General features: G+C 42.8%; 19 protein-coding genes. 5 read left to right on the top strand and 14 right to left on the bottom strand.

Annotated features, from left to right (window positions below):
- Window positions 1-304: 304 nt before the first annotated feature.
- From J7J00_RS23795 to J7J00_RS23775, 5 genes are all read right to left on the bottom strand, one after another.
- Window positions 305-1,543 (bottom strand): sensor histidine kinase, encoded by a 1,239-nt coding sequence (locus J7J00_RS23795; protein WP_214795147.1) that lies wholly within the window; start codon window positions 1,541-1,543, stop codon window positions 305-307.
- 10 nt (window positions 1,544-1,553) lie between these two features.
- A complete protein-coding gene (locus J7J00_RS23790; protein ID WP_214795145.1) occupies window positions 1,554-2,225 on the bottom strand; it encodes a response regulator transcription factor in 672 nt (223 codons plus the stop codon).
- A gap of 109 nt (window positions 2,226-2,334) precedes the next feature.
- Window positions 2,335-3,480, bottom strand: a complete 1,146-nt coding sequence (locus J7J00_RS23785; protein ID WP_214795143.1) for an ABC transporter permease — start codon at window positions 3,478-3,480, stop codon at window positions 2,335-2,337.
- The gene (locus J7J00_RS23780) at window positions 3,452-4,192 is read right to left on the bottom strand and encodes an ABC transporter ATP-binding protein (protein WP_098370280.1); all 741 of its coding nucleotides are present in this window, start codon (window positions 4,190-4,192) and stop codon (window positions 3,452-3,454) included. Before J7J00_RS23780 ends, J7J00_RS23785 begins: the two co-directional genes overlap by 29 nt.
- 1 nt (window position 4,193) lies before the next feature.
- Window positions 4,194-5,162: an efflux RND transporter periplasmic adaptor subunit gene (locus J7J00_RS23775; protein WP_214795141.1), complete on the bottom strand. Its 969-nt coding sequence runs from the start codon at window positions 5,160-5,162 to the stop codon at window positions 4,194-4,196.
- A 268-nt stretch (window positions 5,163-5,430) separates the two neighbouring features.
- Between J7J00_RS23775 and J7J00_RS23770 the strand changes: the two genes are divergently transcribed.
- Both J7J00_RS23770 and J7J00_RS23765 read left to right on the top strand, forming a co-directional pair.
- Complete coding sequence (locus tag J7J00_RS23770) at window positions 5,431-5,769, top strand: DUF485 domain-containing protein (protein WP_286201548.1); 339 nt, start codon at window positions 5,431-5,433, stop codon at window positions 5,767-5,769.
- A 14-nt stretch (window positions 5,770-5,783) separates the two neighbouring features.
- Entirely contained in the window at window positions 5,784-7,322 is a 1,539-nt protein-coding gene (locus tag J7J00_RS23765) for a solute symporter family protein (RefSeq protein ID WP_214795139.1), read from the top strand.
- A 115-nt stretch (window positions 7,323-7,437) separates the two neighbouring features.
- Here the strand turns inward: J7J00_RS23765 and J7J00_RS23760 are convergent, their stop codons facing one another.
- The 3 genes from J7J00_RS23760 to J7J00_RS23750 form a co-directional block, all read right to left on the bottom strand.
- A complete protein-coding gene (locus tag J7J00_RS23760) occupies window positions 7,438-7,887 on the bottom strand; it encodes a threonine/serine exporter family protein (protein WP_179086070.1) in 450 nt (149 codons plus the stop codon).
- A 16-nt stretch (window positions 7,888-7,903) separates the two neighbouring features.
- A complete protein-coding gene (locus J7J00_RS23755; RefSeq protein WP_214795137.1) occupies window positions 7,904-8,659 on the bottom strand; it encodes a threonine/serine exporter family protein in 756 nt (251 codons plus the stop codon).
- A 283-nt stretch (window positions 8,660-8,942) separates the two neighbouring features.
- The gene (locus J7J00_RS23750) at window positions 8,943-9,749 is read right to left on the bottom strand and encodes an alpha/beta fold hydrolase (protein ID WP_214795135.1); all 807 of its coding nucleotides are present in this window, start codon (window positions 9,747-9,749) and stop codon (window positions 8,943-8,945) included.
- 166 nt (window positions 9,750-9,915) lie between these two features.
- On the opposite strand from J7J00_RS23750, the gene J7J00_RS23745 reads away from it, so the two are divergent.
- The gene (locus J7J00_RS23745) at window positions 9,916-11,178 is read left to right on the top strand and encodes a dicarboxylate/amino acid:cation symporter (RefSeq protein WP_214795133.1); all 1,263 of its coding nucleotides are present in this window, start codon (window positions 9,916-9,918) and stop codon (window positions 11,176-11,178) included.
- 136 nt (window positions 11,179-11,314) lie between these two features.
- Entirely contained in the window at window positions 11,315-11,986 is a 672-nt protein-coding gene (locus J7J00_RS23740) for a lysoplasmalogenase (protein ID WP_214795131.1), read from the top strand.
- Between the two features lie 84 nt (window positions 11,987-12,070).
- On the opposite strand, the gene J7J00_RS23735 is transcribed toward J7J00_RS23740, so the two are convergent.
- The 3 genes from J7J00_RS23735 to gltC all read right to left on the bottom strand — a co-directional run bounded on the left by J7J00_RS23735 (window position 12,071) and on the right by gltC (window position 15,689).
- Window positions 12,071-13,270, bottom strand: a complete 1,200-nt coding sequence (locus J7J00_RS23735; protein ID WP_214795129.1) for a class I SAM-dependent rRNA methyltransferase — start codon at window positions 13,268-13,270, stop codon at window positions 12,071-12,073.
- 110 nt (window positions 13,271-13,380) lie between these two features.
- Window positions 13,381-14,373, bottom strand: a complete 993-nt coding sequence (locus J7J00_RS23730; RefSeq protein ID WP_214795187.1) for a PTS sugar transporter subunit IIC — start codon at window positions 14,371-14,373, stop codon at window positions 13,381-13,383.
- 413 nt (window positions 14,374-14,786) lie between these two features.
- Window positions 14,787-15,689 (bottom strand): glutamate biosynthesis transcriptional regulator GltC, encoded by a 903-nt coding sequence (gltC, locus tag J7J00_RS23725; RefSeq protein ID WP_214795127.1) that lies wholly within the window; start codon window positions 15,687-15,689, stop codon window positions 14,787-14,789.
- Window positions 15,690-15,846: 157 nt separating this feature from the next.
- Here gltC and gdhA point away from each other — a divergent pair, with 157 nt between their 5' ends.
- Window positions 15,847-17,229, top strand: a complete 1,383-nt coding sequence (gdhA, locus tag J7J00_RS23720; RefSeq protein WP_214795125.1) for an NADP-specific glutamate dehydrogenase — start codon at window positions 15,847-15,849, stop codon at window positions 17,227-17,229.
- A gap of 203 nt (window positions 17,230-17,432) precedes the next feature.
- Here gdhA and rbsB read toward each other — a convergent pair whose 3' ends face one another.
- The 3 genes from rbsB to J7J00_RS23705 are packed head-to-tail and all read right to left on the bottom strand — an operon-like array spanning window position 17,433 to window position 20,796.
- Window positions 17,433-18,353 (bottom strand): ribose ABC transporter substrate-binding protein RbsB, encoded by a 921-nt coding sequence (gene rbsB / locus J7J00_RS23715; protein ID WP_214795123.1) that lies wholly within the window; start codon window positions 18,351-18,353, stop codon window positions 17,433-17,435.
- A 15-nt stretch (window positions 18,354-18,368) separates the two neighbouring features.
- On the bottom strand, window positions 18,369-19,313 hold the full coding sequence (locus J7J00_RS23710) for an ABC transporter permease (RefSeq protein ID WP_076368471.1): 945 nt from the start codon (window positions 19,311-19,313) through the stop codon (window positions 18,369-18,371).
- Window position 19,314: 1 nt separating this feature from the next.
- Window positions 19,315-20,796, bottom strand: a complete 1,482-nt coding sequence (locus J7J00_RS23705; protein WP_214795121.1) for a sugar ABC transporter ATP-binding protein — start codon at window positions 20,794-20,796, stop codon at window positions 19,315-19,317.
- Window positions 20,797-20,813 lie beyond the last annotated feature (17 nt).

Raw genomic sequence — 20,813 nt, 5'->3', positions numbered from 1 at the left:
TTGAATCATCGGTCGCCGCACTGCTATTAGCCGGTTTTTCATTATCATCCGATTCTGTAGTGTTGTGGTCGGCAGGCTGACCCATCATCGCCTGTCGATTCACGGGTTCATTGCCGCTGCATCCACATACATCATGATCCCAATGACTGCGTGAGCCATTAAAAGGACCGAGGCCAATATTCCAAAAGTGTAACCTACCAAGTCTTTTCATCATTGATTCTCCTCCGAAAAAATAAGTGTATTTATAAGATGATTATCTAAAAAGACCCTTACTTTTTCGTATTGGAAGGCATCTAAAGGCCGATTAATTTTTCCTTTGACTTCTCGGAAAAGTGATTTCAAAACGGGTGCGTTCATTCTGTTCACTTGTAACCTTGATGTTCCCTTGATGTGTGTTTACAATCCATTGGGCTATGGATAAACCTAAACCGGAGCCTTCATTTGCTGAACGGGATTGCTCAACTTGATAAAAACGGTTAAAAATCAAGGGGAGATCTTCCTGCGGAATGCCTTTTCCATTATCCTCTACAGTAAGAATGATGGATGAAGCATTCTTGATGCAGGATAGGGAAATCTCCCCGCCTTCTTCGGTAAATTTCATGGCATTATCAACCAAAATCACCAATAGCTGATGAATTCTCTCTTTATCCCCATGAAACACCACCTGTTCGGGAGCATGGCTATTGATTGATTTCTCTTGAAAAGAAGCTATATCCGTATACTGTTCCACGATATCCAAAAGTAAGTCATCAAGGAAAAAGTTCGATTTCTTAACCTCCATTTGATTCGAATCTGTTCTGGTCAAGGTTAAAAGTCCGTTAACAAGCTTATTCAATCGCCGGACTTCTTTCGAAATGATGGATATATCAACGGCCTTTTCCTCGATTGTCGCGTTCGGTGATTGAAATAGCAAATCAGCCCGCGATTGAATGACAGCAAGCGGCGTTCGAATTTCATGCGAAGCATCCGAGACAAACTGCTGCTGCTGATCCCAGGATTTCTTGACCGGAATCAGGGCCCGTCCTGCCAGGAGATAGCCAGCGCCTACCGCCACTAGACTTCCAATTCCCCCACCAACAAACAATATGAGCAGCAATCGATTGAGCATTTCTTTTTCTGTATCCACATTCCTGATGAATTGTACCGTCATCTCTCCATACTCTGTATCGACCTTGGTGGAAAGTGCGCGATGCGTCTGCCCATTTACAGATATTTCTTCAATCTCATCAAATCTTTTAGGGTAAAATTCCGATTCATTAACCTTAATAAAATTGTCTACACTCAGTCTTGGCTCAATGATCGTCTCATCCGGTCCCCAAACGATGATGCTTGGCCCAGGTCCTAAAAGAAACTCACCTTGCGGACGTCCGCCTCGCATGCCGCCATTATTGAAATCCCTGTAATCCTGTTTAAGTGAATCATTGACATCCTTATAGATTTGATTTTCCGTATAGAAATAAATCGTTCTGCTTAAAATGGCTATTAAAACAATAAAGACGATAGAATTCAATAATGTTAGTTGAAGTCGTGTTTTTTGGAACATAATGATCCCCTTATGGTTGTTTTAGCATATAACCAATACCCCGAACGGTTTGAATATCTTTATGGTAATTGAAAGGTTCCAGTTTTTTTCTAAGGTGATGGATGAACACTTCAACAATGGCAATCGTCGTATCTGAATCGAATCCCCAAATGCGGTCGAAAATCTGCTCACGCGTCAGTATTTTCCCATTATTTCGAATTAGGTATTCCAGTAATTCAAACTGTTTCAAGGTCATCTTAATGACCTTTCCATCAACCAAAATATCCTTTTCTTTTTCCAACAGTTCAATATTGCGGTATTTCACATGCTGCTCAAGCGATATAATGCCACTCCTTCGAAGCAGGGCACGAATCCTGGCCTTAAGTTCCGGTGCCTGAAACGGCTTGACTAAATAATCATCGCCACCCATTTCCAATCCCCTGACACGATCCTCAAGTGCATCTTTTGCCGTCAAAAACAAGACACTTGTATCTATCTTTGCTTCCCTGATTTTCCGTACGATTTCAAATCCATCGATTCCCGGAAGCATTACATCCAAAATGATGATATCGTATATACTTTGCTGAGCCATGAATAACCCATCTTCCCCATTATCCGCTGTATCCACTTCATATTCATCCGTCAAAATTTGTCGGATCGATTCTAATAATGAAACATTATCTTCTACCACCAAAACCTTCATGCAGGGTACCTCCCAACCGCCTCAATTGTGATATATATGTTGATTTTATCCTTTTTCATATGCAAAAGAAAGCGGGCTTTTAATCGCCTGCTTTCTTCAAATTGAATGTTTATTCGTGACGCAGTGCCTGGATTGGATTTAACTTGGATGCCTTATTGGCAGGAAATACGCCAAACATTATCCCGATTAAAATGGAGAATAAGAAGGCAAAAAGTGTTACCGACCATGAATAACTGATCGTTAAACTTGAAAAAACTGAAATCAATTTTGCGATTCCCAATCCAATTCCAACTCCCAATAGTCCCCCTAAGCAGCTCAGGACTACCGCTTCAATTAAAAACTGAAGAAGAATCGATTTCCGATTTGCCCCAATTGCTTTTCTAATCCCGATTTCCTTCGTTCTCTCTGAAACGGAAACCAACATGATATTCATGATTCCAATTCCGCCCACCAGTAACGAAATACTGGCAATACCGCCAAGCATGAGTGTGAACGTATCCGACACAGAGCTCATTGTATCCATTAAATCTTCTTGATTGGACACCGAATAATTATCACTCTGTTCTGGGAATGATGTGGTCATCGCACCTTGTACCTGGTACATCGCCCTATCTATGATATTCTCGTTCTCCGCTTTTAAATATACGGTTCCGATTGTCGTGCTGCCTGTAGCTCGTTCGGCAGTAGTGATCGGGGCAATGATTACATCATCCCCGCTCGATCCCATTGAGGTGCCTACCGGTTTCAGCACACCGATCACGCGATAGGAAACACCGCCGATAAGCACGTTCTGGTCCACAGCTTTTTGATTTTCAAAAAGCGTGTTGGCTGTATCAGACCCCAGGACAACGACCTTGGAGCGTAATTCCGTTTCCATATCCGTCAAAAACCGGCCTTGACTGAGCTCCAGATCCCTAACTGATAAGTAGGATGAAGTTGCACCGGTCATTGAAACCTGTGCCGTAGCTTCTCCGTTTTTTGCATAAACGCGTCCGGTGACCACAGGCGCCACTTCCGATATCCCGTTCAGCTCTTTAAACTGTTCAATTGTATCATCCGTCAGCTCCACGGAGTCGGTATCCGTGACACTTACCGTTATCAGGTTTGTTCCCAGGCTATTGATCTCATCCTGAACGGACTGTGAGGAACCCTGCCCGATCGAAACCAGAACGATTACGGAGGCAACTCCAATTATGATCCCAAGCATGGTTAAAAATGCTCTGACTTTATTGGTTTTGATACTGCGTATAGCCATCTTCATTGATTCGCTCAGATTCAATCCAATCACCTCCGTTTTCAAATAGCTGACCATCCTGTATCCGGACGACACGAGTCGCTTCTTTTGCCACTTCCAAGTCATGGGTTATAAGAATGATTGTTTGTCCCTTTTCGTTCAATTCTTTCAGCATCTGCAGCACTTCTTTACTCGTTTTACTATCCAGGGCCCCCGTCGGCTCATCCGCCAATAAAACGGGAGGATTACCGGCAAGTGCCCTTGCAATCGCAACTCTTTGCTGCTGTCCGCCCGACAGTTGGGTCGGCAGATGATTCTTCCGGTCACTCAGGCCTACCATATCAAGGCATGCATTGGCCACTTCTCTTCTTTCCTTCACGCTTGCCCCTCTATAAACCAGGGGAAGTTCGACATTCTCCAACGCTGTCAGTTTTGCCAACAGGTTAAAATTTTGAAAGATAAATCCTATTTTAATATTACGAATGGCAGCTAACTCATTATCCTTCATCTTTTCCACTTCTTTTCCATCAAGAAGATATTCACCTATGTCAGGCTTGTCAAGGCAGCCAATCATATTCATGAACGTCGATTTCCCTGACCCAGAAGGACCAATGATCGAAATGAAATCGCCTTTATCGATTGTAAGACAGACATCTTGAAGTGCCTTAACCGTTTCGCCGCCCAATTCATATGATTTAGACATGTTCTTAATTTTTATGATGGGTTTCGCCATTTCACTGACCTCCCTTGCCGCTTGGCATTCCGCCACCGTTTGGCATCCCGCCGCTCGGCATTCCGCTTCCGCCCTGCATTCGTATTTCGCCTCCTTGGCCTCCCCTCATTCCATCGCAGCCACTTCCAGTCGAGCTTTCATTGATGGTAATTGGCAAAGAAACAGACTGGCCCTCTTCAAGACCCGAAGTTATTTCAATATACCTATCATTGCTGATCCCAGTCTCAACCGCTGTCTTTGTACTAGCAGTTCCTTCAGTTGTACCGGATTGTTGTATATTTACATATTTCTCTTCACCGTCCATTTGGACTGCTTCAATCGGAACATATAAAGCATCTTTTACACTATTCGTCAAAATGCTCACTTCAGTCGACATCCCAATTTTTATATCGCCGGGTTTGTCAATTTTGATAGTGACATCGAACGAAGAAACTCCATTCTCATATGTACCTTCCTTTGCTACACTGGTCACTTCCCCCGTAAACGTTTTATCTTCAAAAGCACTGGCTTTAATTTCAACTGTTTGTCCTTTTTTAACACTTGGAACATCCAATTCATCAACACTGATCGTGGTTTTCAATTTTTTATAATCCGTAACATGTGCCAACACTTCACTGCTTGATACACGATCCCCTTCTTCTACATCCATTGTTGTAACCGTACCATCGAATGGGGCCGTTATCGGGTCACTTCCATCCGTGAAGGTAATAAGTTCATCACCTTTCTCAACCAATTCATTCTTCTTTACAAGGACTTCATCCGCTTCACCCGTTCCAGAGGAAGTGATGTCCTTACTATTGATAGCGGCGACCGATCCGGAACCGCTTATTTGAACTTCAAGATCTCCCTTTTCAACTGTAGCGGTCACCGACTTTGCAATGACAGGCTCAGCATTGTCCTTCATGAAAAACCAAGCGCATCCCCCAATCGCCAGCACTAAAACCGTACATATCATTATCATCTTTTTCATCACTTTTCTCCTTTCAGATTTCCTTCGTTGAAACCAGTATCGTGAAAGAAGCTTAACTTTTCCTTAATGGTCAAGTGTTTGATTCCCATGATCTTTCGTTTATACGGCACACTTCCTTTCTTGTACGAAAAAATTAAAACGATGTCGAACGAAAAAAGATTTAATTTCAGTATTTAAATTTACAATATATTCTGAAAAATATATACTGATACTGTTATCAAAAATTGGTAATGAAATCCAAATCTTTAATGATGAAGGGGGAACCAACTTGGCATCAAACGATTCAATCGCTAAGGAAACCGAGGTAAGCGCTTCCACAGACTACACCAAGATTGTCCAATCACAATCTTTTCAAGAACTCTTAAGGAAAAAACGCAATTTCATCGTCCCGCTAACCATCTTTTTCATGGTCTTTTATTTCACCTTACCCATACTAACTTCCTATTCTAAAGTTCTTAACTCAATTGCTTTCGGGACAATCAGCTGGGCCTGGATTTTTGCCTTTGCTCAATTTATCATGACCTGGACATTATGCATCCTCTATTCAAAAAAAGCTGCGACATTTGACCGATTAGTGGAAAAAATCGTTAAAGAAGCGAAAGGATAAAAGGTGAATTCATAATGAATATACTTGCTTTTATATTATTCCTAATCATTGTCGGGCTAACATTGGTCATTACCTATTTTGCCTCACGGCGCACCAAAACGACCGCGGACTTTTATACGGCGGACAGCAGCCTTACCGGCTGGCAGAATGGCTGGGCCATTGCGGGAGATTATATGTCAGCTGCCTCATTTTTGGGGATAGCCGGTATGGTCGCACTCTCTGGATTTGATGGTTTTTTCTATAGCATAGGTTTTCTGGTTGCGTATCTGGTCGTTCTTTATATCGTGGCCGAACCGCTCCGTAACCTTGGCAAGTATACATTGGCAGACATGATCGCTGCCCGTTTCAATGAAAAGAAAGTACGCGGGGTCGCTGCCCTTAACACCATTTCCATTTCAACCTTTTATATGATCGCCCAATTAGTCGGTGCAGGTGCCCTTATAAAACTCTTACTTGGAATTGATTATCTTTACTCCGTCATCATTGTAGGCATTTTAATGACCGTCTACGTCGTATTTGGCGGTATGACGGCCACCAGTTGGGTCCAAATCGTTAAAGCCGTTTTATTGATGGCAGGTACATTCATCATCTCCATCATCGTGTTGGCGAAATTCGACTTTAGCGTGATCGAGATGTTCAAGCAGATGAAAACAGTCACTCCTTTGGGCGGGGATTTCCTCAACCCCGGTAACAAATTCAAGGATCCTTTGGATACTTTATCCCTTAATTTAGCGCTTGTACTCGGTACAGCTGGACTTCCTCACATTCTCATCCGTTTCTTTACGGTGAAAGACGCCATCACAGCCCGAAAGTCCGTAGTATATGCCACTTGGATCATTGGCATCTTTTATATAATGACCATTTTCCTGGGATTTGGAGCGGCAGCTTTTGTTGGATACGACAAAATCATAGGCGCGAATGCGGCCGGGAATATGGCTGCTCCGCTGCTTGCCGAAGCCATTGGGGGTGACTTCCTGTTCGCCTTTGTCTCTGCAGTTGCTTTCGCTACCATTTTAGCGGTTGTAGCAGGCCTTGTTCTATCGGCAGCATCTGCTTTTGCCCATGACTTCTATGGACACATCATCCGAAAGGGCAAAGCCACTGACAAGGAACAAGTCGTTGCTGCTCGTTGGGCATCGATCGGAGTATCCATCCTCTCCATCATCCTTGCCTTATTTGCCCAAAACATGAATGTCGCCTTCCTTGTTTCACTTGCCTTTGCCGTCGCTGCCAGTGCCAATCTGCCCATCATTGTCTTCACGGTATTCTGGAAACGTTTTAACACAGCTGGGGCTGTCACGGGCATGATAGTTGGACTGGTCAGCTCTTTATTGCTTGTGTTCCTAAGTCCCAATGTCTGGTCACCGGTGGAGGGAACGGCAATATTCGTTGGGGAGCCATTATTCCCGCTTGCCAATCCAGGCATCATCTCCATCCCGATTGGTTTTATCGCAGCCATCGCCGGAACACTTCTATCAAGCAAGAAAGCTGATGCAAAAAAATTCGACGAAATTTTGGTTACAGCCAACACTGGGATGAAGGATCCCATATAAGCTAGGTTACTTATTATTTTAAAATATCAAAAGAGAAAGGAGATCAGGGTCGGGCCTGCTCTCCTTTCTCTTTATTTAGAAACGTATATATCAGGAAGGTTTTAAAATAATCCATCTAACTTCTCAATCTTAACTTCCTTCTATTGTACTTAGTTACTAACTGGTTCATGACTTCTGCAAAGATCAGCCCCATCGCAATGGCTCCAGCCAGCATGAAGACTTTGGCGGCCAACTGAACGGCGACATAAAAATCATTTCCGACAAAATGCTTCATCGCATCATACGACAAACCTCCAGGCACGAGGGGGATGATTCCCGATACATTGAAAATTGTGATCGGCGTTTTATACCTTTTAGCAAAATACTGGCTGATAACCGCAACGATAAATGCAGCCGCTAATGTTGCAATGATGCTGTTTATCTCATTTTCAACCAGAAAAAAGTATAAGATCCACCCTAACATTCCTACGAAACCACATTGTAACAATGAATTTTTTGGTACATTGAAGATGACTCCAAAGGCAGCTGAGGCAATGAAACTTGTAATAAGCTGTGCAATCATCATTCTTCCTCCCCTAAAATCATAAGAAAACAAACGCAGCCGATATTCCTGCCCCAATGGCTAAAGCAGTCAAACCTGCATCAGCACCCTTGGATAGGCCCGAAACCAAATGTCCTGCAATTAAATCCCTGGCTGCATTCGTAATTAACAGCCCCGGCACAAGCGGCATCACCGCTCCAATGATTATCGTGTCCAAATGACTTCCGACTCCAATCTGGACAAAGAGCATAGCTGCTAAACCTACGACTAAAGAGGCAATGAATTCAGCAAAAAAACGAACTTCCAGTAACCAGTGCAAATAAAGCAGGCATGAGAATCCCATTCCTCCAGCTATACAGGACCAGATGAAATCATTCCACTGGCCTTGGAACATGATTAAAAAGCAGCCGCTCGCTATAAATGCAGCTAAGACCTGTACCCACATGGGATACCCCATCCCGGCCTTTTCGATTTGTTTTAACTGTAAATAAGCTTCCTCCAGTGTCATTTCCTTGCTGGAAATGCTTCGGGATATACTGTTGACCAGCGTCACCTTATGTAAATCTGTCGATCGTTGGGAAACTCGAATTAATTTTGAAGCTGGGTGCATACCATCCAGCGAAAAAATGATTCCTGTAGGGGTCGAAAAACTATGTGAGTCACCGCATCCAAACGCTGCAGCGATTCTTACCATCGTATCTTCCACCCGCGAAGTTTCCGCTCCGTTCTGAAGCATGATTTTTCCCGCAAGTAAACATACATCTATAATTTCATTGTATGGTAAACGATCATCCATTTTATCCTCTCCATCACTTCCTGCATGAGTTTCCCTCAATAATAGATAACGAACATACCAAGTTAAATCCACCTCATAATAGCCCAATTCCCGTGAAAAGGATATAAAAATATTACCTACTTAATTTATCAATTCCATTAACCGGCACTACTGACTTCTTTAGTACAGTATTCCCTTTATTTCTTGCCGAAACCGTTTAGTTAACAGAAAAATTTGATTTATAACCATGAATAAAAGGAATGCGGGCACGAACCCTGCATCCCCTTTTTCCCATCCTGTACGACTATACGCCCTTTTGAATGAAGCAATCCACGGTTTCATTAAACAAATCGCTTTCTTCCATAAATGGACAATGGCAACTATCTTCAAAGATTACTAGTTTGGAATTTGGAATGTTTTCATGCAAATGTTCCCCTGCTGCAACAGGAATGACTTTTTCATGCCTTCCAAAACAGAGAAGTGTCGGAATATTGATTTTTGGCAAAAATTCACGATAGTCCACAATCGATTGGTCAAATAGAATGCAACTGGCAATGGATTCCGGCATCTTGGTCACTTCCCCAAGCATCCAACTTGCATCCTCTGCAGATAATTCATTGTTGAACATGGAAGCAAGGAAGCTTTGTAAAAATGGGGAACGATTCATTTGAATTTCAGTCATGAAGGCAATCAACGTGTCCATATCAAAAGCACCGATATTAAAATCGGGCCACTTAAAATCAGAGGCCAATTCGTCCACAATCACGGTTGAATGTATATTTCCTTCACCGAATTGCTTAAGATAGTCCCAGACGACAAATGCCCCCATGGACCAGCCTACAAGTATGACATCCTTTAATCCCATTTTACCTATGAATGCATGAAGATCTTTTGCATAAACGGAGACCGTATTTCCGTAATGTACATGATTTGACTGGCCATGACTTCTTAAATCAAGTAAGATCGTTCTATATTTTTCTGAAAAGTATGGAAGCTGCCTTTTAAAGAACCGGCTGCTCATCCACACACCATGGATAAAAATAACCGGTCTTCCCTGGCCCTTTTCTTCATAAAACAACCGAACTCCCTCTTCCACCTCAATAAATGCCATTCTATCCCTCCTTCACTATTTTTTCACAACCCATTCCCTATTATTATTTATTGCATTTCTCCTTTTAACATTCCTTCCTATAAAAAAATATTGTCAAACCTGATTTTAGAGTTGATAATGAAGTATATTTTTATTGATATCTTCATCCTGAAAGGACGGAAATTTAATGAAGAGCTTTATCAAAAACTATCGATCCTCTTTAATATTACTCACTGCCATTATTATCGGTGGGATAGCTGGCGTGGTTTTCGGGGAAAAAACCTCGGTCATACAGCCGCTAGGGGACTTATTCTTAAATCTGATGTTCACGATCATCGTGCCATTGGTATTTTTCAGCATTGCTTCAGCGATTGCCAATATGAGCGGAATGAAGCGTCTTGGCAAAATCATGGGCAGTATTGTAATCGTTTTCCTGACAACTGCCGCTTTGGCTGCGGTCATTGGATTTATTGGGACAACCATCGTCAATCCCTTGGAAGGCACAGATACGACAGCCATTAAAGAACTGATGGAAAACAGTTCCACTGAAGAGCCGATCGAAGAAGTTTCTTTCTTCAGTCAACTGGTCAACACAGTAACTGTGTCCGATTTTCCAGAACTGTTCTCCAGAAGCAATATGCTTCAGCTTATCGTTTTCTCAGTATTAATCGGACTTTCCACTGCACTGGTCAGTGAGAAAGCAAGACCGATTACCGAGTTTTTGACAGCGGGTACAGCTGTCATGATGAAAGTAGTCAAAATCGTCATGTACTATGCTCCAATTGGGCTTGGTGCTTATTTTGCGGCGATAATCGGGCAGCTTGGGCCGCAGATTTTAGAAGGCTATGCCCGCACTTTCATTCTTTATCTATTCTTGGCCTTGATTTATTATTTCGGCTTCTTCACTTTGTATGCCTTTATCGCAGGAGGGAAAGATGGAGTTAAACTATTTTGGAAAAATGCCCTTGCACCATCCATTACAGCCATTGCAACTTGTTCTAGTGCCGCATCCATTCCAGTCAACCTGGAATCAGTCAAGAAAATGGGCGTGCCTAAGGATATAGCGGAGACTGTCATCCCACTCGGAGCCAACACTCATAAAGATGGTTCGGTATTCGGCGGGGTATTGAAAATCGTTTTCCTATTCAGCTTATTTGGAAAGGATATGACAAGCATATCAAGTATTTTAAGTATACTTGCTGTTGCCTTTTTGGTTGGAGCCGTTATGGGTGCCATTCCTGGGGGCGGCATGATTGGGGAAATGCTGATTCTTAGTGTATTCGGCTTCCCTGTTGAAGTCCTGCCGATCATTGCCGTTATATCCACGATCATCGATGCTCCTGCTACACTGCTTAACTCAACAGGAAACACCGTTTGTGCCATGCTTGTCACAAGGCTTGTTGAGGGGAAAAACTGGTTAAAACAAGCATTCGTTAAGGAAGCTGTATGATTCTTATAACTAAACTGACTCCTGGTTAATCGGGAGTCAGTTTTTTTCATTTTGACGACTTTCTTTCAAACAGTACTTTAATTGACAAGGGGTTCCTTGCCCTTACATAGAATTAAAGATTGAAGGAGGGATTTGAATGTTAATGAAATGCTTACCTGCCGCAATCCTTATCACGGGACTATTATATATTTTTTTTATACCGGAAGAGCCTTTAATCATTAAAATCATGTTCAAGGTCATCCCCATGTTATTGATTTTGCTCTACGCCTGCACAAATGTGGGAAAACGGGATCGTTACCAATCCTTCATACTTCTTGGTTTATTCTTTTGCATGCTTGGAGATGGTTTGTTAATCTGGTTCGTCATCGGGCTTTGTGCCTTCTTGATCGGCCACCTTTTCTATATTTCGGCATTCTTTAGACTGTGGACCTTTTCATGGCTTCGATTTGCGACGATTCTTCCGATTAGCATTTACTCCACTTGGATTGGCCGTGAAATTGTACGTTCTTTAATTGAAAAAGGTGAACATGACCTCATCATCCCTGTAATCTGTTATGTAACGGTCATCTCCCTCATGGGCTGGGCGGCATTCATGACCGGAAATGCGGCTGCAATCATCGGCGGGGTCCTGTTTGTGATATCCGACTCCATTTTATCTTGGAACAAATTTATCGATGATGTTGCCTATTCTGTTCCACTGATCATGCTTACCTACTATGCAGCCCAGTTTTGCATCGCTAGCAGCATTCGCAGGAAACCATCTTTCCATTTATCGAAAGGTTTGAAAAGTGAACGGCCAAACCTTTGAATTCCGAATATCCGTTCGTTTCACATGAAACAATTTTTCAAAAAAAGGCATCCTCAGCTCTAATGGAACTGTGGACGCCCTTTTTCAACCTGAAATTTTCTTAACGAAGACTACTTTTAAATAATCGCCTTCCTTATATTCCCTGCTTGTTTTAAAATCAGCAGGTAATGAGAATTGTTCCATGATCTCATATTTTCCATTCATTTCCTTGAAAGCAACATCAATGAAGCTCTTGAATTTTTTCATGTCAAACGTACTGCAATTAGTTGAGGCGATAATGACCCCATTATCTTCCGTAATGGAAATGGTATCCTTCAATAGATTTGTATAGTCTTTCCCGGCACTGAAAGTGAACTTCTTCGATTTGGCAAAGCTGGGCGGATCGAGGATGACCATTTCAAATTTCAAGGCCTTCTTCACTGCATATTTAAAATAATTAAAAACATCCATCACAACGATATTGTGAGCTTCGGGGTCTATTCCATTCACACTGAACTGCTCGATCGTCTTTGGTAAACTGCGATTCGCCAGGTCGACACTAGTTGTTTTAACCGCACCGCCTAAAGCGGCAAACACGGAGAATGCCCCAGTATAGGAGAACATATTCAACACAGTTTTCCCTTTTGCGTATTCATCCCGGATTTTCCTTCTGACATCGCGTTGATCAAGGAAAACACCGACCATTGCCCCATCATTCAGATAAACAGCGAAATGGACTCCATTCTCCTTTACAAGAAGCGGAAATGCAGGCTGTTCACCCATGACAAAATCGTCTTCATCCACGTACTGACCCTTTGTATCAAAGCGTTTCTTCTGATAAATCGATTTAACCTCGACCGTTTCCTGCAATGCCTTAATGATGTAGTCTTTAAAGAAATAAATTCCTTTGCTATACCAGCTAACGACATAGTGACCATCATAATGATCAATGATTAAACCGCCAATTCCATCACCTTCCCCATTAAACAAGCGGAAAGCTGTAGTCTCCTCATCTTCAAAAAATGACTTTCGGAATTCGCATGCTGCCTGGATTTTGCCGTTAAAGAAGGCTTGATCGATCTGTTCATCTTCTCTTTGAGTCAACACCCAGCCATAGCCCTTATTCTGTTTACCATAATATCCTTTTGCCAGAAAGCGGTTGTTTTCATCCACCAAACGCACCAAGGACCCCTCTTCCTTAAGATCATTAAGGTTGGCTATCGACTCTTTAACAATCAAGGGAAAACCCTTGCCAATTTTACTCACGAACTTAGCTTTCACTTTTATATCTATTTCTTTTCCCATATATATCATCCTATCTATGCAAATGCTTTCCTCCCCATTTTACCCTAATCCCTTTATAAATAAAAACCAGCCCGGTTCCTTAACCAGGCTGGTTTCTAAGAAAACCTTGATTATGAAACTTCCAAATGAAGATCGCCTGGCTTAACTTTACCCATCATCTTCAATACCCGATGCAATGCAAGTGTAATCAAAGCTGGCAATACCATACCCACTGCAACATAAACCAAGAACGTGTACAACCCCTGACCAGTTATGATGGCAATCGGGGCAATCATTGAACTTAACCCCATGCCTCCAAGCTCATACGGCACTTGAAAATCGAATGCCAAGGTAGCGATAGGCGCACAGATGATTGCCGCCACAAAAGGCGGAACGACATATAATGGTTTCTTGATTAAGTTAGGAAATTGAACTTTTGGCGTAACGACCATCTGTGCCAGGAACCCGCCCATATCATTATCTTTATAAGACATGACAGTGAACCCGACAAACTGAACGGTACATCCGATTAAAGCTGCAGCACTGGAAACGGGATCTAATTGCAGAGCGATCGCCAGTGCAGCGGAAGACGCGGGTGTCATCAATAAAATGCTCCATACCAAGGCTATGACCATTGAACCGATTAAAGGAGAACCTACGACCGCAGCGGTGGTTTGACTGCTTATCCACGTCAGGAGCGGGGTGGTGACAAGAGCCAGGCCATATCCCGAAACTCCACCGACAAGAACTGCTCCCATTGGGATGGCCATGATGTCCAACTTCGTTTTGCCGATTAGGCGCTTACCTATATATGTTGCAATTACTGCTGCCAAGACAGCACTTAGCGGCTGACCCGTAACAATCGTGAAGGCACCCTCAGCAGTTCTGTGAATGGCAGCACCCCCAACAGCACTTGAAGCCATGGCGCTAAAGATAATTAATGAATTTCCACCTAGCTGATAGGCGATGCCTGCTCCTAAAGCCGGTGCCAGCAAGACCTTTGCGGCCCCGCCTATTGCCAGGAAGACCTCCCAACCTAAATATCCCCCTATGGATTCAAACAATAACCCGATCCCTAATGTAACCAAAACAGCGTTGGCTATCCCTGTCGATGCCTTGTACATTCGATCGCTGATGTATTCTTTCCTGCTCACTTTATCTCCACTCCTTATCAATTATCAGAATATTCAATTTCGTAAAAACGAAAAAAAATAAAGGTCTTCATTTAAAAAAGCCTATTAAGTATATCGCACCGCTACCTATAATGTCTGCTAATGTCTGCTCGTATAATAACATGAATTTTCTGATAATGTAAGGAGTATTTTTATTCTAATAAAATAAAAGCGTTTTCAAAAATAAAGGTTTAACACATTCTTATACAAGAAAAAACTAATATTGTATTATTTCAGAATAGATTACCCCTTTTCGTGCTAAAATGAAGATATTTCGATACATTTGCGACAAAAAAAAGAACCCGATTCAAGGATTCTCTCATTAGCTGGATTTATGACTTTTCTAATAGAGACGCAACTTATTCCTATTGAAAACCTTCCAATGTTGCAAAAGTGTCCTTCAAAAATTGGTAAAACAATTTCTCCGTTGGCATCAGTTCCCTATCAGTTGGAACGATGACCCCTACAGTCCTGGTAACAGACGGTTCCTCCAGCGGCAATTTAACCGTAAAACGTGGCAAGCTATCAATCAAGGAAATCTCAGGTATCAAGGTTATACCCAACCCTGCCCCCACCAGGCCTTTTATAGCATCAGTATCTTTTCCTTCAAATGCCACTTCCGGTTCAAAGCCATGCAGTTTGCAAGCCTTCATAACGATATCCCTTAAAACATAGCCCTTTGGAGATAGGATGAACGGATTTCCTTTAAGCTCATCCAAGCATAGTGATTTCTTCGAGGCCAAAGGATGACTTTCTGGTAAAAGGGCAACTAAGTTCTCAATAAATAGCGTTTCACCTTTGATTTTCTTTTCATTCATCGGCAGCGGACCGATCAAGGCCATGTTAATATTACCTTTTATTACCGAATCTATCAGGTATCGATATGAACCTTGTTTCAAAGTGAACTTTGCCTGCGGATAACTTTCCCTGAAGTCGGAAATGACCCTTGGCAATACATAAGAAGCCAAACTGCTGGGAAAGCCAATGCGAATTGTCCCTTTTTCTGGATTCAGACTTTCAGCCATCTCACGCTTGGCACGATCGATTATATTCATAGCTTGTTCCATATTCGCTAAAAATGTATGTCCTATAGGCGTCAATCTAATTTTTCGGCCTTCCCGGATAAATAGGGGCACACCTAATTCTTCTTCTAAATTGTAGATTTGACGACTGACAGCTGACTGGGCAACATGCAAGTTCACTGCCGCTTCCGTCATATGTTCACGCTTTGCCACTTCAATGAAATATTCGATTTGCCTTAATTCCACTCTAAGCTCCCTCTTCCATATCAAAACAGCATGTTACTTATCTAATATTCAGATTGTTTGTTTTATTTTTAAATTATATCATGAAAGTATCATATAAAGACTGATATCTTATTCAATTGTATTTTAGGACTATATACCTTAAGGGAGAGAGAGAACAATGACCACTTCACAAGAAGTCGAGCATGAGGAATTACAAGTTGCCAGAGAGTTCGTAAGTCAAGTATACGCACAGGTAAAGGAGCGTAATCCCCACGAAAGTGAATTCCATCAAGCCGTAAAGGAGATATTCCTTTCATTGGTCCCCGTTTTTGCAAAACATCCTGAATATATGAAAAGCGGGATATTGGAGAGGCTGGTTGAACCTGAAAGAATGATCACCTTCCGCGTTTCATGGGTTGATGACCTGGGAAATGTCCAAGTCAACCGTGGTTTCCGTGTACAATTCAACAGTGCAATCGGGCCATTCAAAGGCGGTCTTCGATTCCATCCCACTGTCAATTCCAGCATCATTAAGTTTCTTGGTTTCGAGCAAATCTTTAAAAACTCTCTTACTGGCCAGCCGATCGGTGGGGGAAAAGGCGGATCGGACTTCAATCCAAAAGGAAAATCGGACGCGGAAATCATGCGTTTTTGCCAAAGTTTCATGGCAGAACTAGCTCGCTATATCGGACCTGATACAGATGTACCGGCTGGTGATATCGGAGTTGGTGCAAGGGAGATTGGTTACCTGTTCGGTCAGTATAAAAAGGTGCAAGGCAGTTACCATGCTGGTGTTTTAACCGGTAAAGGCATAAGTTACGGCGGAAGCTTAGCCCGTACAGAAGCGACTGGATATGGAACCGTTTACTTTGTCGAAGAAATGCTAAAAGACAAAGGGTTACAATTCCATGGCAGCACTGTCGTTATCTCCGGATCTGGTAATGTATCCATTTATGCCATTGAAAAAGCTACACAGCTAGGCGCAAAAGTTGTTGCATGCAGCGACTCCAATGGCTATATATATGATGAAAATGGTCTGAACCTTGACACAGTTCGACGTCTAAAAGAAGTGGAACGAAAACGTTTGAGTGAGTATGTCGATGCGCACCCGGAAGCTGTATACCATGAAGGAAGCTATGGCATTTGGTCTGTGCCATGTGACATCGCACTGCCTTGTGCCACACAAAATGAAATCGATGAAGAAGCAGCAAAATTACTGGTCAAAAACAATGTGAAGGCAGTCGGTGAGGGCGCTAATATGCCTTCCACCCTCGAGGCCATTGATGTATTCCTTAATAACGGCATCCTTTTTGGACCAGCAAAAGCGGCCAATGCAGGCGGCGTAGCCGTGTCTGCACTTGAAATGGCCCAAAACAGCGCCAGAATGCCTTGGACTTTTGAAGATGTCGATGCCAAGCTGCATGAGATCATGAAAAACATCTATAAAAACAGTGTAGAGGCTGCGGAGGCATATGGTGTGCCTGGCAACTTAGTTGTCGGGGCCAATATTGCCGGATTCCTTAAAGTGGCGGATGCAATGCTGACTCAAGGTATACTCTAGCGATCAGTTGATTTAGGAGGCGGTTCCGACAAGGGCCGCCTTACTTTTGGAGAAGAACGTTTTCACTTTCTTATACCACTCATTCATACCAATTCAAGCTGGGTATCCACAATCAGATAACATCAATTGGATTAAAAACATTTATTTGTTACGACAAAAAAGAGTGCCGGAAAAGTTCCGGCACTCTTTTTGTTGAAAGACAATCATTCTTTTGTGACCAATTTCAATGGAACGGATATTGTGTCATCCACTTTGTCACCTTTTAAGATTTTTTCAGCCGCATTAACCGCTTCTTCACCGATAAGTGCCGGTTGTTGGGCGATTGTAGCTTTTAGTTCACCGTTTTCAACTGCTTTCAATGCATCATCATTTCCGTCAAAACCAACCACGATGATGTCCTTTCCTGCTGCCTTGATTGCTTCAATGGCTCCTAGTGCCATTTCATCATTATGGGCGAATACAGCTTGGATGCCTTTATTGCCTTGCAGGATATTTTCCATGACGTTAAGCCCTTTTGTCCGGTCGAATTCCGCCGTTTGGCTTGTCAGGACATCTAACTGCTTGTCCGCAATATTGTGGAAACCTTTCCCTCGTTCACGGGTTGCGGATGCTCCGGATACCCCTTCAAGCTCCACTACTTTCGCTTTATCGCCAAGCTCTTTAACTAGATATTTTGCAGCCATTTCCCCGCCAGCCACATTGTCGGAAGCGATGAACGTTTCAATGTCACCTTCGTCTGAAGAGCGGTCAATCGTGATAACTGGAATGCCCGCTTCATTTGCTGATTGAACGGCTGAAGATATTGCCGCAGAGTCAGTAGGATTCACAAGAAGGACATCAACCTTTTGAAGGATTAAATCTTCAATTCCGCTAATTTGTTTTGCCGTATCATCTTGGGCGTCAACAACTGTGACTTTCATGCCTTTTTCTTTTGCTTCTTTTTCAATGCCATCTTTTAAGGAAACGAAGAATGGATTGTTTAAGGTAGAGATGCTGACTCCGACTTTCACATCTTTCATGGAGTCTTTCTTTTCTTTTTTATCATCTGTTAAACCAGAGTCCATTGAACAGGCAGCCAAGACCATTAAAGAAAGAACCATGATGATCGATACTATTTTTTTCATTGATTACACCTCTTCTTATGATTTTTTACGGTCAAGTAAGACCGCGATTAATATAACTGCACCTTTTACCACTTGCTGGTAGAAAGAGGATACACCAAGTAAATTCATGCCGTTATTCAAGGTACCGATGATCAGGACACCCACCAGCGTACCGAACAACCGCCCTTTACCGCCTGAAAGGCTCGTTCCGCCTAGCACTACGGCTGCGATCGCATCCATTTCATAGGATTGGCCTGCAGTCGGCTGTGCCGAATTAAGACGGGATGTTAAAATGGCACCAGCGATTGCCGCCATCGTACCGGCCAGACCATATATGGCCACCTTGACTCGGTCAACTTTAATCCCCGAAATACGGGAAGCCCTTTCATTTCCGCCAATGGCATATGTTTTACGGCCAAAGGATGTTTTATGAAGCAGGAACCATAGGATTAAGAAAGCGATGACCATCACCACGGCCGGTACTGGCAGTCCCAGGAAGTAACCTCTCCCAAGCATCTGGAACATTTCAGAATCGCCGATTCCAGTAATCGGCTTTCCATCCGTATACACAAGCGTTAATCCCCGGAAAATCGTCATGGTTGCCAGTGTCACGATGAAAGGGGCCATTTTTCCCTTTGAAACGAGAATCCCATTGATTACACCCATTATTGCACCTAGTAGAATCCCTACTAATATAGCTAAAATTGGATCTAATCCCGAGACCATCATACCAGCCATAAGTGCGCTGGATAGAGCTAAAATGGAACCGACGGACAAGTCGATGCCACCTGTCAATATGATAAAGGTCATTCCAAATGCAATAAGTGCATTGATGGAGGTTTGACGCAATAAATTTAAAATATTATTCGGTTCCATGAATGATGGATTTAAAACGGTTATTACGATAAATAAAAGTACCAGGGCGAGTAACGGACCAAATTTCTGCCAAATCCCGCTTTTCCCTGTAGCCTCAAGTTTCATCCTAGTTCCCTCCTGTCGCCAATGCCATAATTTTTTCTTGCGTCGCTTCCTGCTTTAACAATTCCCCAGCAATCTCACCTTCGTGAACCACAAGGATTCTATCACTCATTCCAATGATTTCGGGAAGTTCTGACGAAACCATGATGATGGCGATGCCCCGCTCCGTCAATTCATTCATCAATTCATAAATTTCACGTTTTGCACCAACATCTATGCCCCGGGTCGGTTCATCCATAATTAAAACTTTAGGGGAAGTGCCAATCCACTTGGCTATTACCACCTTCTGTTGATTTCCTCCGGATAAATTGCCGATGACCGTTTCGGCAGAAGATGTCTTCACGTGAAGTCGCTTAATCATCATTTCGGCAAAGTTCATCTCATCTTCCGTTTTTACGATTCCGCCAGGAGCAAAACTCTTGAGATTCGGCAAACCGATATTTTCCCTTACAGAAAAGTCCAGGATCAACCCCTCTTCTTTACGATTTTCCGTAATGAAAGCCAGGCCGTGCCGAACTGCATCCGTTGGTTTCCGTATGGAAACCTTTTTGCCTTCAATGGTAATTTCACCGCTGTCTATTTGGTCGACGCCAAAAAGGGCGCGCATTATTTCTGTTCTGCCTGCTCCCATTAATCCGGCTACACCGACAATCTCACCTTGCCGAACCGAGAAATGGATATCTTCAAAAAGCCCCTTTTTAGATAAACCTTTTACATCAAGGACTATGTCGCCAGCATTCGCTTCACGATGAGGAAAACGATCCTCCAGCTCCCGCCCGACCATTTTCTGAACGACTTCATCGAAATTTGTATCTGCAATTCTTTTCGTATCGACTGTTTTTCCGTCACGCATTACGGTAATCCTGTCACAAATGGCGAATATTTCTTCCATTCGGTGAGAAATATAAACAAGCGATACTCCCTTTTTGGTAAGTCCCTTCATCACTTCAAAGAGCTTATCTATTTCTCTATCAGTTAAAGCGGCTGTGGGCTCGTCCATGATGATGACTTCGGCATCCGTCATGAGCGCCTTGGCAATTTCAATCATTTGCTGTTCCCCGACAGAACAAAATCCGGCTTCCTTATCAAAAGGAAGGGAAATATTAAGTGTATTAAAAATCTCGTTTGCACGCGCTTTCATTTGTTTCGTCTTCAGGACACCGAAGGCATTCACCATTTCCCTGCCGATAAATAGATTCTCCAGCACGGTCATTTCCGGCCAAATATTCAATTCCTGACGGATAAAGGCCATTCCCGCCTCTTCCGCCTCCTTTGAATCCTTGAATGAGGTTTCTTTACCGTTAATCTCAATCGTTCCTTGATCTTGTTTATGCAGCCCGGTCAAAATGTTCATCAAGGTTGATTTCCCCGCTCCATTTTCCCCCATTAGTGCATGTACTTCCCCAGCCTCTAAAGAAAAATGAACACCTTCCAATACCTTGTTTTGACCAAATGCTTTATAAATATTGTGCATTTCGATTTGCATGCTCATCATCTCATTTC

This window comes from Bacillus sp. ISL-4 (genome assembly GCF_018613275.1).
GTDB classification, from domain to species: Bacteria; Bacillota; Bacilli; order Bacillales; family DSM-1321; genus Peribacillus; species Peribacillus simplex_E.
This window is presented reverse-complemented; position numbering and strand designations above follow the sequence as displayed.